General features: G+C 36.9%; 14 protein-coding genes. 8 read left to right on the top strand and 6 right to left on the bottom strand.

Annotated features, from left to right (window positions below; all coding sequences use genetic code 11):
- Position 1: 1 nt before the first annotated feature.
- From BM207_RS16100 to surE, 4 genes are all read right to left on the bottom strand, one after another.
- The gene (locus tag BM207_RS16100) at positions 2–1,012 is read right to left on the bottom strand and encodes a LacI family DNA-binding transcriptional regulator (protein WP_090996676.1); all 1,011 of its coding nucleotides are present in this window, start codon (positions 1,010–1,012) and stop codon (positions 2–4) included.
- Between the two features lie 52 nt (positions 1,013–1,064).
- Positions 1,065–2,165, bottom strand: a complete 1,101-nt coding sequence (gene lpxB, locus BM207_RS16095) for a lipid-A-disaccharide synthase (protein WP_090996724.1) — start codon at positions 2,163–2,165, stop codon at positions 1,065–1,067.
- A gap of 106 nt (positions 2,166–2,271) precedes the next feature.
- Positions 2,272–2,544 carry a stationary phase survival protein SurE gene (locus BM207_RS16090; RefSeq protein WP_090996672.1) on the bottom strand — a complete coding sequence of 91 codons (273 nt, stop codon included), beginning with the start codon at positions 2,542–2,544 and terminating at the stop codon, positions 2,272–2,274.
- Between the two features lies 1 nt (position 2,545).
- Positions 2,546–3,358, bottom strand: coding sequence for a 5'/3'-nucleotidase SurE (gene surE, locus BM207_RS16085; protein ID WP_090996669.1), 813 nt, complete (start codon positions 3,356–3,358; stop codon positions 2,546–2,548).
- Between the two features lie 127 nt (positions 3,359–3,485).
- On the opposite strand from surE, the gene BM207_RS16080 reads away from it, so the two are divergent.
- Entirely contained in the window at positions 3,486–6,419 is a 2,934-nt protein-coding gene (locus tag BM207_RS16080) for a M16 family metallopeptidase (protein ID WP_090996666.1), read from the top strand.
- A gap of 83 nt (positions 6,420–6,502) precedes the next feature.
- Here BM207_RS16080 and BM207_RS16075 read toward each other — a convergent pair whose 3' ends face one another.
- The gene (locus BM207_RS16075; RefSeq protein ID WP_090996663.1) at positions 6,503–6,688 is read right to left on the bottom strand and encodes a CsbD family protein; all 186 of its coding nucleotides are present in this window, start codon (positions 6,686–6,688) and stop codon (positions 6,503–6,505) included.
- Between the two features lie 67 nt (positions 6,689–6,755).
- The gene (acs, locus tag BM207_RS16070; protein WP_262497211.1) at positions 6,756–8,660 is read right to left on the bottom strand and encodes an acetate--CoA ligase; all 1,905 of its coding nucleotides are present in this window, start codon (positions 8,658–8,660) and stop codon (positions 6,756–6,758) included.
- A 104-nt stretch (positions 8,661–8,764) separates the two neighbouring features.
- Between acs and BM207_RS16065 the strand changes: the two genes are divergently transcribed.
- The 7 genes from BM207_RS16065 to bshC all read left to right on the top strand — a co-directional run bounded on the left by BM207_RS16065 (position 8,765) and on the right by bshC (position 14,090).
- Complete coding sequence (locus BM207_RS16065) at positions 8,765–9,259, top strand: hypothetical protein (RefSeq protein WP_090996660.1); 495 nt, start codon at positions 8,765–8,767, stop codon at positions 9,257–9,259.
- 90 nt (positions 9,260–9,349) lie between these two features.
- On the top strand, positions 9,350–9,583 hold the full coding sequence (gene rpmB, locus BM207_RS16060; protein WP_055132404.1) for a 50S ribosomal protein L28: 234 nt from the start codon (positions 9,350–9,352) through the stop codon (positions 9,581–9,583).
- A gap of 40 nt (positions 9,584–9,623) precedes the next feature.
- Positions 9,624–9,806 (top strand): 50S ribosomal protein L33, encoded by a 183-nt coding sequence (gene rpmG / locus BM207_RS16055; RefSeq protein WP_015809322.1) that lies wholly within the window; start codon positions 9,624–9,626, stop codon positions 9,804–9,806.
- 40 nt (positions 9,807–9,846) lie between these two features.
- Complete coding sequence (locus BM207_RS16050; RefSeq protein ID WP_090996658.1) at positions 9,847–10,011, top strand: DUF4295 domain-containing protein; 165 nt, start codon at positions 9,847–9,849, stop codon at positions 10,009–10,011.
- Between the two features lie 74 nt (positions 10,012–10,085).
- A complete protein-coding gene (gene ftsY / locus BM207_RS16045) occupies positions 10,086–11,048 on the top strand; it encodes a signal recognition particle-docking protein FtsY (protein ID WP_090996655.1) in 963 nt (320 codons plus the stop codon).
- A 24-nt stretch (positions 11,049–11,072) separates the two neighbouring features.
- Positions 11,073–12,407 carry a 30S ribosomal protein S12 methylthiotransferase RimO gene (rimO, locus tag BM207_RS16040; protein ID WP_090996651.1) on the top strand — a complete coding sequence of 445 codons (1,335 nt, stop codon included), beginning with the start codon at positions 11,073–11,075 and terminating at the stop codon, positions 12,405–12,407.
- Positions 12,408–12,497: 90 nt separating this feature from the next.
- A complete protein-coding gene (gene bshC / locus BM207_RS16035) occupies positions 12,498–14,090 on the top strand; it encodes a bacillithiol biosynthesis cysteine-adding enzyme BshC (RefSeq protein ID WP_090996648.1) in 1,593 nt (530 codons plus the stop codon).
- Positions 14,091–14,179 lie beyond the last annotated feature (89 nt).

Raw genomic sequence — 14,179 nt, 5'->3', positions numbered from 1 at the left:
TTTAAGTATTTTTTCTAAGAATTAACTTAGCTGGGAATATAACTTGTTGTGGCAATTTTTTTTCCTTTGTAGATAATCTACTCAACACCAAATCAATTATTTTATCTGCTATTGCCTCTAAGGGCTGTTGAACTGCCGAAACCTGTGGAGTTAATAATTCAAATACAATGTGATCATCGTAGGCAATGACTTCAAAATCCTTATCTCTTTTTACAGCCAACGTTCGCAAAACCATTAAACCGCTAATAGCCAAATAGTTTGTCGCAAACAGAACAGCATCTACTTTATTTTGTGAAAACAATTCTTTCATTTGCTGTTCAGTTTCAGCTTCACTTTGACTGAAAGGGATTTTCAAGATAAGCTCTTCCTTAAAGAGTTTATGCTTTTCCAATACTTCCCGATAACCTGCTTGACGGTCGGTAATTTGCTTAACATCTAAATCTATAGTAACCAGCGCGATATTTTTTCTACCCCCCTCCACTAGAGCTAACGTAGCATCGCATGACGCTTTAAAGTGGTCTACACCCACATAATCAATATTTAGTCCGGCTAAATCTCTATCAAAGAGCACGACCGTTTTGTGATCATTTATCAAGGCTTTGATATCATCCTCAATACCTTTGATAGGAGAAATAATATAGGCATCTACCTTTCTTGATTTAAACATATTGATTAAATCCTGTGCTTTGGCCACTTCATTTTCAGTACTTGAATATATAATTTTATAGCCTTTTTTATAAGCCTTATACTCAATCATTTTTGCGATGGCCGCAAAGAATGGATTGGAAATATCTTCCACAATTAACCCAATAATATTGGAATTTCCGGTACGTAAGCTACGGGCAAGCTGATTTGGCTTATAGCCAGAGTCTTCAATAATTTTTTCAACCTTTTTGGTTACAAAATCACTAATCGCCTTTTCTTTAGCCTTACCATTTAAAATAAAAGAAACCGTTGTGATAGACACCCCAGCCTCTAGAGCAATGTCTTTAATGGAAAGCGTTTTCTTCATGTGCTATTATTATACTTAAGGTGGCTAAATTACAAAAGTATCAAAAAAAACTTCATAAGTCATTAACTATCAATTTCGCAGTTCTTTCAGAAGCTCCCTCACTTCCCATTTTATCAGCCAATGTGGCGTAGTCTCGCAACATTTCATTTCTTTTATTGCCCTCAATCAATTGATTTAGCTCGGCTACAATTTTGGTCGTATTACAATCTTCCTGGATCAATTCTGCAACTACAGCCTTATCCATAATTAAGTTAACCAAAGAGATAAATTTGATTTTTACCAATAAACGTGCTATGGCAATAGAAATTCTCCCCCCTTTATACACCACCACCTGAGGAACCCTAAACAAGGCTGTTTCTAAAGTTGCCGTACCAGAAGCTACTATGGCAACTTGGGCTACCGATAATAAATCATAGGTTTTAGCGAATATGAGCTTTACAGATTTTTCACCAATAAATTGATCATAATAAGTGTCGTTGAATGTAGGAGCAGCGGCAATTACAAATTGGTGATTAGGGAAATTTTTAACCGTACTTAACATTTCTGGCAACAATCTTTCAATTTCTTGTTTTCTGCTACCCGGCAATAAAGCAATGATGGGCTGATTACTCAGCTCTTCCATTTGTCTGAAATTGGGATTTACTTTAAACGCTGCGATTTCATCTAACAAAGGGTTGCCCACATAATCCACTTTCATACCCCATGACGCGTAAAAATCCACCTCAAAAGGAAGAATGCAGAATAGCCGATCAACCACTCTTTTTATTCTCAAAACCCTTTTTTGATTCCACGCCCAAACTTTTGGGGATATATAATAGCACACTTTTATTCCATTTTCTTTAGCGAAGTCGGCGATCTTAAGGTTAAAACCAGGAAAATCTATTAAAATTAAAGCATCGGGTTGATAGACAATGAGATCTTCTTTGCAGGCCTTGAGATTCTTAAAAATAGTGGCAAGATTTAGAATAACTTCTGTAAAGCCCATAAACGCCATTTCAGCATAATGCTTGACTAATTTCCCGCCCTGTGCCTGCATCTTATCACCTCCAAAATACCTGAACTCAGCCGCCGGATCTTCAGCTTTTAAGGCTTTCATAAGATTTGCTCCATGTAAATCTCCGGAGGCTTCGCCAGCAACGAGGTAATATTTCATTTTGGTTAATTGGTTAATTGTGAAATTGGTGGTTGGTTGTTCATCGTCTGTCGTTGTTCGTCGTTGTTTCTTGTTCATTGGCTAGTGGCGTCTCGCATCTTCCTAGCTAAAATACTTTATAAAAGAAAAAAGCAAAAGCCCATAAAAAGGTAACGCTTAAAATCCCTCTGCCTATATTTTCCTTGTGTAGCTTAAAAAAGTAGTTCATCAAAAAAGCATTGATTGCCACACAGCCTATCAATAATAAATCGGCCTCCTTTAAAGCCGAAACGTTTTGCATCAAAAACCACACGAGAACACCAGGTAAAGCAGGCGCAATAAATCCAATTGCGCATCCGTTCCAAACTGTGTTGCTAATCCGGCTTATCCGATCTTTCATGTTAACCTAGCGATTGTCCATCGGCCCCACTTGTTTTCTTAACAGCCATATCATTAAAATCCCAACTATTTAATACAGGAATAGCATGGTGAGCAGTTAAATCGAACTGCACTGGCACTACCGAAACAAATCCGTTATCTAAAGCCCAAACATCTGTATCCTCCCCTTTATCATAATTTTCAAAAACTCCGGTTAGCCAATAATATGGTCGCTTATAAGGGTCTGTCCGTTCTTCAAAATCTTCTGCCCATTTGGCATTGGCCTGGCGACAAATTTTTATCCCTTTTAAATTAGCTCCCTTAGGGAAGTTTACGTTCAATAAAGTTGATTCGGGCATGCCTTTGGTTAATACCTGCAAAGTGATTGTTTTGATAAATTTCTTGCAATGGCTAAAATCAGCATCTTGGGCAAAATCGTCTAAAGAAAATCCAATAGAAGGGATTTTTTCAATCGCACCTTCAACTGCGGCCGACATTGTGCCCGAATAAATTACATTGATAGAATTGTTTAATCCATGGTTAATGCCTGAAACACACAAATCTGGTTTTTTACCTTTAAACACCTTGTTAACAGCTAATTTAACGCAATCGACAGGCGTACCAGAACACTTATACATTTCAACTCCCGGATATAGATCAACCTTATCAAAGCGTAAAGGTTTTCCGATCGTTATGGCGTGCCCCATGCCCGACTGAGGGCCATCTGGGGCTACAACTACCACATTACCTATTTCTTGCATTACCTCGATCAGGCTTTTAATGCCTGGAGCAGTAATTCCATCATCATTTACAACTAAAATAGTAGGCTTTTTCATGGTGTAAAAGTACAGAAATAAATAGAAAACTATTTAGTAATTGCACTTCAATCCTCTTATATTTGGATAACTTATGATGCTGATGAACCTCGATTACCGGGGCTCCTAACAATTTAAAAAATCAAGAATGAAACTGAAATTATTAATTTTTGCTTGCCTGCTATTTACGGGTTCAACTTTATTGGCTCAGTCTACCTATCAATGGAAAACAGCAACAGCCAACGGTTACACCTATAAATATGTAACCAACGACCCTTCGAAGTCGCGTTTTTACACCTTAAAGAATGGATTAACAGTGATCCTATCTCCGAACAATAAGGAACCCAATATCCAGTTCAGAATGAGCATTAGAGCTGGAAGTAACACAGATCCAAAAAATGCAACGGGGTTAGCTCATTATTTAGAGCATCTTTTATTTAAAGGGACTGACAAGTTTGGCACTGCAAACTGGGCAAAAGAGAAGCCTCTTTTAGATAAGATCGATGCTTTATATGAGAAATATAACAAAACAACAGATCCTGCGCAGCGTAAAGAAATTTATAAGGAAATCGATAAGACATCTGGAGAAGCCTCAAACTTTTCTATAGCCAATGAATATGATAAAATGATTGCTGGAATTGGCGGCAATTCATCAAATGCACACACCTGGTATGAAGAAACTGTTTACAATGAGGATTTTCCTTCTAACTCGACTGATAAATTTTTAGCGATACAAGGTGAACGTTTTCGCAAACCTATCTTCCGTATATTCCATACCGAACTTGAAGCTGTTTATGAAGAAAAGAATCGCGGATTAGATAGTGACCCGAATAAATTAGATGAAGCAATGATGGAATTACTATTCCCTACGCACAACTATGGACAGCAAACTACCATCGGAACCATCGAACATCTAAAAAATCCGTCGTTAGTTGAAATTAGAAATTACTATAACAAGTATTATGTTCCAAATAACATGGCCGCCATTTTTACGGGAGATTTCAACCCCGACGAGATGATTAAAAAGGTTGATAAAACCTTCAGCTATATGGTGGCTAAGCCTATTGCACTTTATAATCCAGCACCGGAAAAACCGTTAACTAAAATACAAAAAGTTGATATTTATGGCCCAGCAGCAGAGGTAGTTGAAATTTATTATAGAGGATTTCCAGAGAACTCGGAATCGAGCATGTTCTTAAGTTTGATCAAAAGCATTCTATACAATGGCAAAGCTGGCTTAATTGACATAAACTTAAACAAACAACAAAAGACTTTAAGAGCAGGCGCTTCCTATCAGCAAATGAAAGATTATGGAGTATTTAATTTATCCGCTACACCACGCCAAGGACAAACTTTAGAAGAAGCTGCTGAATTGGTTTTAGGGCAAATTGACCTACTAAAGAAAGGCGAATTTGACGAGAGTCTTTTAAAAGCAATTGTTGCAAATAATAAATTAAGTTTCCTACAGGCATTTGATAGTAACAACAACAGAGCCGAAATATTATCAACTGAATTTATTTTAAATAAAGGCACAAAATGGGAGAAAAGTTTAGGAGAAATTGAAGCAACTTCAAAAATCACGAAAGAACAGGTAGTTGCTTTTGCCAATAGGTTTTTCCAAGACAATTATGTAATTGGGTTCAAACACAAAGGTGAAGACAAAACTACTATCAAGGTAGAAAAACCCACCATTACACCTATTAATGCCAATGGAAATCTTACTTCTCCGTTCGTAAAAAGTGTTATCGAAGCCCCGGTAAAACCAATTGCTCCTAAATTTTTAGATTATAAAAAAGATATAACATTTGGCAAAGTGGGGATTGCAGAAGTATTAACAACTAAAAATAGCGAAAACTCAATTTTTAGAATGAGTTACCGTTTTAATATGGGCTCCAACAATTACAAATTATTGCCTTATGCGGCTACTTATTTAACTTTCCTGGGAACTGACAAATACACAGCAGAAGAATTGAGTAAAGCGTTTTACGACATTGCGTGTACTTATAGTTTAAGTGTTGGAGCAGAAACGACCACCATCAACATCAGCGGCTTGCAAGAAAACTTTGATAAGGCAGTAAGTTTGGTAGAGCATATTTTTGCGAATGTGAAAACAAATGAAAAAGCATTAACAGATCTAAAAAGCAGCATTTTAAAAACCCGTGAAAATAATAAGTTAAATAAAGGGCAAATTATGAATGCGTTAACATCTTATGCCCAATATGGAAGTACCAACCCTTTCAATAATGTTTTATCGAATGACGAAGTTAAAAACATCAAGGCAGATGATTTAATTTATCTTTTGAGAAATTTAAATAACTACGAGCATGTAATTACCTACTATGGACCAAAAGAGGTAGCAGCGTTTAGCGCTGATATTAAGAAGCAACATTTGCTGCCGACGGCATTTACCCCAGCCGCACCCGCTAAGGTTTACACCTATACCAAGCAAGACAGCAATCAAGTTTATTTTGCAGATTATGACATGGTTCAATCAGAAATTCGTTGGCTAAGGAATACAGGGCCATTTAATAAAGCTGACGCTGCCAACATAGAGGTTTTTAACAGTTATTTTGGGGGAGGGATGGGATCAATCGTGTTCCAAACGATCAGGGAGTCCAAAGCACTAGCCTATTCAACTTTTGCGCAATATGTTTCTCCAGACAAAAGTGATAAGCAATATAGTATGATAGCTTATGTTGGTAGTCAGGCTGATAAGATGACTGATGCAGTTAACGGAATGAATGAACTGTTAAATGAGTTGCCTCAAAGTGACAAGTCTTTCGAAGGAGCAAAAGCTAACGTCATAAACAACATCGAAACTACCAGGATTACTAAGGACGGAGTTTTTTACGCTTATTTTGCAGATAAAAAGTTAGGTTACGACTATGATTCAAGAATAGATCTTTATAAAGAATTGAAGCCCATCAATTTTGCGACTATCAAAGAATTCCACAATCAAAAAGTTGCGAATAAACCTTACACTTATTTAATCGTAGCATCCGATAAAAAAGTGAAAATGGAGGATATCCAGAAATTTGGAACAGTTACTACATTAACTTTAGAACAACTGTTTGGGTATTAACAAGTTCAAAGTTGCCAAACTAACAAAATAAAAACAGCCCTTTTTGGGGCTGTTTTTATTTTAGTAATACGAGGCTTGAAAATTTACAATGAATTAATCCAATTCACTAATTCCTCTCTTCCTTTTCCTGTTTTTTGTTGAAGTTTGCCGAGCAATTCATCATCCTTGCCTTCCTCGTATTTTAAATCATCATCTGTTAAATCGCCATAAGCTTGTTTAACTTTCCCTTTCACTTCGTTCCATTTTCCTTGCCATTCTAGCTTGTCCATATTTTCTGTCTTTTAGTTTTTAAATTCGATTGATTATAAAACTAACAGCAAGAAATAAATATTGTTTTTAAATTTTACCCGACTTCTCTATGATCTCTTGTACAACGGCTGGATCTAGTAAGGTACTAATATCACCCAAATTAGTGGTATCTCCTTCGGCAACTTTACGCAAGATACGGCGCATGATTTTGCCGGACCTGGTTTTTGGCAGGCCTGAAACGAAGACAATCTTGTCAGGTTTGGCAATTGCTCCGATTACCCTTGTTACCGTTTGCAGAATATCCTTCCGGGTTAAATCTTCATCTTTACTCAAGCTCGGGTAAATAATGAAAGCGTAAATCCCCTGTCCCTTTACCTCATGAGGGTAACCTACTACCGCACTTTCAACCACCCCTGCATGCATATTAAGCGCATTTTCGACTTCCGCAGTACCAATTCTGTGTCCCGATACGTTGATTACATCATCTACCCTACCTGTAATTCGATAGTACCCATCTTCATCTCTTAAGCAGCCATCACCCGTAAAATACAAGTTCTCGTAAGTAGAAAAATAAGTGAGTTTGCAACGTTCATGATCTCCATAGGTAGTACGCAACATACCAGGCCATGGAAATTTGATGCATAAATTTCCATTTACCCCATTTCCTGAAATTTCATTACCGTTTTCATCAACCAAAATTGGCTGTATACCTGGCAATGGCAAAGTAGCAAAACTAGGTTTAGTAGGCGTAACAAAAGCAATTGGAGAGATCATAATGCCTCCAGTTTCTGTTTGCCACCAAGTATCTACAATCGGACAATTCTTTTTGCCCACTTCTTCATCTAACCAATGCCAGGCTTCCTCGTTAATAGGCTCCCCAACAGAGCCTAAAACACGCAAACTACTTAAATCAACACCGTTTAGTGGCTCTAAGCCAAAGCCCATTAAAGAACGGATCGCTGTCGGAGCTGTATATAAAATATTAACCTTATGTTTTTCTACAATTTCCCATAAACGAGATGCATCCGGATAGGTAGGTATTCCTTCGAACATCAATGTTGTAGCACCTTGCGAAAGTGGTCCGTACACAATGTAAGAATGCCCTGTGATCCACCCGATATCTGCAGTACAGAAAAAGACCTCATTAGGCTGATAATTAAATACATTAGAAAAAGTATATCCTGCATATACCATATAGCCCCCGCAAGTATGCACCACACCTTTAGGCTTCCCCGTTGACCCTGATGTATATAGAACAAATAGTACATCTTCTGCATCCATCTCTTCTGCCTGACAATTAGCATCAACTAGCTTAATCTCATCCTCCCACCAACAATCTCTGCCCTTTAGCATAGAAACGGGTGTACGCGTATGGGTTAGTACAATAACTTTCTCGATTGTCGGACAACCGATCAAAGCGTCGTCAATTACCTCTTTTAGTTGAATTTGCTTGGTCCCTCTAAAAGCGCCGTCCGCGGTGATTACCAGTTTGCAGGCAGCATCATTAATCCGATCGGCGATCGATTTGGCGGAAAAACCACCAAATACCACAGAGTGTATTGCTCCAATCCTAGCGCAAGCCAATACCGCAATTGCAAGCTCCGGAACCATCGGCATATAAATACAAATGCGATCTCCCTTCTTAGCGCCATTTTTCTTTAAGACATTAGCAAAACGACAAACACGGTCGTGAAGCACCCGATAGGTAAGCGTGATACTGTCTTTCTCAGGATCATTTGGCTCCCAAATTATGGCCGCCTTATCGCCATTTTCGATTAAATGTCTATCTAAGCAATTATCAGTAATGTTTAGTTTTGCGCCCTCGAACCATTTGATATCGGGCTCGTTGAAATTCCATGATAATACGTTATTCCATTTTTGCTTCCAAAGAAAATTCTCCGCTATTCCACTCCAAAATTCTTCTGGTTGTTCTACACTTTTCTTATATGTTTCCTGATACTGCTTGAAAGAATTGATCTGCATTTTATAAATTTGGTTTGATTGATTAGCCAAATATAGTGTTAATCGCAAAGTTTAGAAATACATATCCCGAAATAAATCACCATATTTGTTACACACATTTAAAACCTAATACGATGAAAAATTTATTATTCCTCTTCGTGCTCCTTGCGTTCACAAGTACTACAGCCTCATCCAATAATAATGTAAATGCCAACAGCCTGCCTTCAGATACCTTAAAAAAGGGTAAAAATTATTTTTTGTTTAACAAATCTAAAAATGTTGAAAGCGTCGATTTCCGTAAAAACAAAAAGTCAAAAGATAATATCATTTATTTACGATTCGGCCTAGCAAGCCCTATTCCAACCTCTAATGCGGTTAATGCAACAGTAATATCTAGTAAGCGATATAAAGAGGATGGTTCACTTCCTGTCTTTGATAAAATTGACATCTTAAAAGGAAAATATGCAGATGTAGTGATGAGCAAGCACAGTAAGATTAAAAATCTGTTTCTTTTCTCTGGAGTAGAGTTTCCTTTAAGATTGAAACTGCATAGCGATAAAGAATTTATAGATTTAGAACTTACAGAGGCAGGCGAATGGAACATCGAAATAAATTTAGAAAATAATTAACAATCAGCTTGATGTTTACAAAAATAATTCTGATATTTGCACACTCTTAAAAAAATTAAGTAGCGAAATAATCAACATAATAATAAAGTCATGTCAAGAGTTTGTGATTTAACCGGAAAAATGGCGATGTCAGGATTTAATGTTTCTCACTCAAACGTTAAAACTAAGCGCAAATTTTACCCTAACCTACAACTTCAGAAATTTTATATTCCTGAGGAAGATCGTTGGATAACCTTAAAAGTATCTACATCAGCGATTAAAACTATCAATAAAATTGGTATTTCAGAGGCGATTAATCGTTTCATGAAAAAAGGATATTTGTAAAAAGCATTTGTCGGTTAAATCGGCATAAAAAATAAATAAAATGGCAAAAAAAGGTAACAGAGTACAAGTTATTTTAGAATGTACTGAGCATAAAACTAGTGGCATGCCGGGTATGTCTAGATATATTTCTACAAAAAACCGTAAAAACACTACTGAGCGTTTAGAATTGAAGAAATTCAATCCGGTATTGAGAAAAGTAACTGTACATAAAGAAATTAAATAAGGTTGAGCCAATCACTCACTCATTTTAAAATTTAAATAACATGGCAAAGAAAGTAGTTGCAACCCTTAAAACGGGTACAGGTAAAGAGTATTCGAAAGTTATTACTATGAATAAATCACCTAAAACTGGTGCTTATTCATTCAAAGAACTTATCGTTCATAACGATCACGTTAAAGATGCTATTGCTGGTACACACAGCAAATAGTTCTATACACGACTGATATTAGAGCCGTTCCGCATTAAAAACCGGAAGGGCTTTTTTTATTTGAATACATATCTATGGGTTTATTCGATTTTTTCAAGAAAAAAGAAACTGCTCCTGAGGCTCAAGAAGCTTTAGATAAAGGTTTGGAAAAAACTAAAGAAGGTTTTTTAAGTAAAATCACCAAGGCTGTAGCAGGTAAATCTACAGTCGACGATGATGTACTTGACAACCTTGAAGAAGTTTTAGTAACTTCTGATGTAGGCGTAACAACAACGCTAAAAATCATCGATCGCATTCAGGCGCGAGTGGCTAAGGATAAATATTTATCCACCTCTGAGTTGAATCACTTATTGCGTGATGAAATTCAGCTCTTATTAGCCGAAAATAACAGCAACGATTTCCGCAACTTCGAATATGGGGACTATAAACCATACGTAATTATGGTTGTGGGTGTAAATGGAGTGGGGAAAACAACCACTATTGGTAAACTTGCATACAAATTAAAAGCAGAAGGCTTAAAAGTTGTTTTAGGTGCTGCAGATACTTTTAGAGCTGCCGCGGTAGAACAAATTAAACTTTGGGGTGAACGCGTGGGGGTTAGGGTTGTAGCACAAGCGATGGGTTCTGATCCTGCTTCAGTTGCATTTGACACTTTACAATCGGCTGTTGCCAATAAAGAGGACGTGGTTATTATTGATACGGCGGGTCGCTTGCACAATAAAATTGGTTTAATGAATGAGCTGGGCAAAATAAAAAATGTGATGCAAAAGTTAATCCCTAATGCTCCACATGAAATACTGCTAGTATTAGATGGCTCAACTGGTCAAAACGCTTTCGAGCAATGCAAGCAATTTACCGATGCTACAGATGTTAATGCATTGGCAATTACTAAATTAGATGGTACAGCCAAAGGCGGGGTAGTAATTGGAATTTCCGATCAATTTAAAATTCCAGTGAAATATATTGGTGTGGGAGAAAAAATGGACGACTTACAACTATTCGATAAAAAGGATTTTGTAAATAGTTTGTTTAACTAGGAAAAGCGCATAAGGAGAAGTACAATGAACACAAAAACCATAAAAAAAGAAACCACTATTCAAAAACCTAAGATCAACGTAATCACTTTAGGATGTTCTAAAAACACCTACGATTCTGAAGTACTGATGGGCCAATTACGAGGCAATAATTTAGCCGTGGAACATGAGTCAAACTCGATGGGTGAAAATGATGTTGTGGTCATTAATACTTGTGGTTTTATTGATAATGCAAAGCAAGAATCGATTGATACCATTCTACAATACAGTCAGTTAAAAGATGAAGGTAAAATTGGAAAAGTTATTGTTACAGGATGCTTGTCGGAACGCTATAAACCTGAACTAGAATCAGAAATTACAAATGTTGATGCTTACTTCGGCACGAACGATCTACAAAATATACTACACAGTTTAGGCGCTAATTATAAGCACGAACTAATTGGCGAGCGTCTATTAACTACACCTTCGCATTTCGCCTACTTTAAAATTGCTGAAGGCTGTAATCGTCCATGCTCTTTCTGCGCCATTCCGCTAATGCGGGGTAAACATGTTTCGAGAGACATGAATGAGCTGGTAAATGAAGCAAAAATATTAGCTGCTAATGGCACAAAGGAACTTATTTTAATTGCCCAAGATTTAACCTATTATGGACTTGATATCTATGGCAAGCGTAACTTAGATGAATTATTGCGTCGTTTATCGGATGTAAAGGGGATAGAATGGATCAGGTTACAGTATGCCTATCCATCTGGTTTTCCAATGGAAATTTTAGATGCCATGAACGAACGTGAAAATATTTGTAAATACCTCGATATGCCGTTACAGCATATTACAGACAAAATGTTAAAATCAATGCGTCGGGGAATTACTAAGCAAAAAACAATCGATATTGTAAACGAAATTCGCGCTAAAGTTCCAAATATCGCAATGCGTACAACGTTAATCTGTGGTTACCCGGGAGAAACGGAGCAGGATTTTGAAGAAATGTATAACTGGGTTGAAGAAACACGCTTCGATCGTTTAGGATGCTTTACTTATTCTCATGAAGAAAAAACACATGCCCATCAGTTGGTAGACGATGTTCCTGAAGAAATCAAGCAACAAAGAGTAGAGGCAATCATGGAATTACAACAGGGAATTTCATTCGATATTAATCAGGAGAAAGTTGGTCATACCTATAAAGTGTTAGTCGATCGTAAAGAAGGAGATTTCTTCATTGGCCGAACAGAATTCGACTCGCCTGAAGTGGACAATGAGGTATTGATTGATGCCCGTTCAGGGTATGCCGCTACCGGTAGTTTTGTAAATGTTAAAATAGACCGTGCTGAAGACTTTGACCTTTATGGACAAATTGTAAAATAATGGTAACTGACCACTTTGACAATCTTTAAAGATTGTCAAAGTGGTAATTATTTTGCAACTTGCCCACAAGTTGTCAATGCTTTGAATTAAATGAAAGCTAAATATATTTCCTATCAAGAAACTCACTCCTTTTCTAAGCTTGTGCTTGATTATGTGAATGATAAACCTTTTTTAAAATCTTTTTATAGCTTTCGGCCAGATTTAGCAGGCCTAAAACAGGCATTTGAATCGAGAAATTTTCAGGGCAACAGAAAAGAGCTGGTTGAGGTACTAACGGCTCAATATCAGCATATCAAAACAAATAGGTCTGTCAGCCATAATATTAGTTTACTGGCGGATGAAGATACCTATACAGTAACAACAGGCCACCAGCTTAACCTGTTTACAGGCCCACTCTATTTCATCTATAAAATTGTAACTACCATTAATTTGGCGATTGAGCTGAAGATCACTTATCCAGATAAAAATTTTGTACCAGTCTATTGGATGGCTACGGAAGATCATGATTTTGAGGAAATCAATCATGTAAGCGTAGATGAGAAGAATATTAGTTGGATTCAACAAACTAATGGGGCAACTGGTAGGTTAAGCACCAAAACGGTCGCGGCAGCGGTAATGGCATACAAAGGTTATCTAGGTGTCTCTAAGAACGGTAAAAAATTAGCACGGTTAGTAGAAAATGCATATCTCAACAACGACAATTTAGCCGATGCTACGCGTTCCATAGTGAATAGCCTCTTTGAACAATATGGGTTAGTTATTATTAATGCTGATGAACCTGTTCTTAAGAAGCAATTTAGCAGCATTATAGCGAAAGATATTATTGGGCAGCATAGCGCCTCTATTATTGAAAAAACAAGCAACCTTTTAGCAGAGAAAGAGTATAGAACTCAGGTAAACGGAAGAGATATAAATTTTTTCTATCTGAAAGATAATCTACGGGAACGAATTATCTTAAAAGATAATAAATATGTCATTAACCATAGTGACTTAAGCTTCAGTAAGGAAGAATTATTAAGGGAAATACAGAATTACCCAGAACGGTTTAGTCCGAATGTGATTATGCGCCCACTTTATCAAGAATTCATATTACCTAATATAGCTTACATTGGTGGCGGGGCGGAGGTATCATACTGGATGCAGTTAAAAGCGAATTTCGACTTTTATAACACAGACTTCCCTGTTTTGCTTCTTAGAAATTCGGCTTTATTAATCGATACAAGAAGTGCGAACAACCTATTTAAATTAGGGTTCAAACTTGAAGACTTCTTCCTCTCAACAGAAGAGTTGCAAAGAGTTTGGATTGAAAAAAATAGCAACGCTCAGGTAAGCCTAAAAACTGAAATAAATGCTGTTCAAACTATTTTTGAGCAAATTAAACAAAACGCGTGTAAGGTTGATAAAACGTTGGAAAACTCTGCGGACTCGACAAAAACTAAAATAAGGAACCTGCTCAATAACTTCGAGAAAAAACTCTTCAGAGCTGAAAAAAGAAAACACCATGTTTCTCTAAAACAAATAGAAAACGTAAAGAATAGATTATTTCCCAATGGCGTGCTGCAAGAGAGAGTATTAAATATTGCACCTATGTACGTAAATTATGGAGATGATTTTATTTCATCGCTCATAGAAAACTTCGAACCTCTTGGGGGGGATTTTACTTTGCTACTTCCTTCATCATAATCCGTCATTGCGAGGTACGAAGCAATCTTCTACAAAAATCTATCGCTTCAAGATTGCTTCGTACCTCGCAATGACGATAAACACTAAAA

Origin of the sequence: Pedobacter insulae (assembly GCF_900113525.1) — a bacterium.
Lineage (GTDB): Bacteria > Bacteroidota > Bacteroidia > Sphingobacteriales > Sphingobacteriaceae > Pedobacter > Pedobacter insulae.
This window is presented reverse-complemented; position numbering and strand designations above follow the sequence as displayed.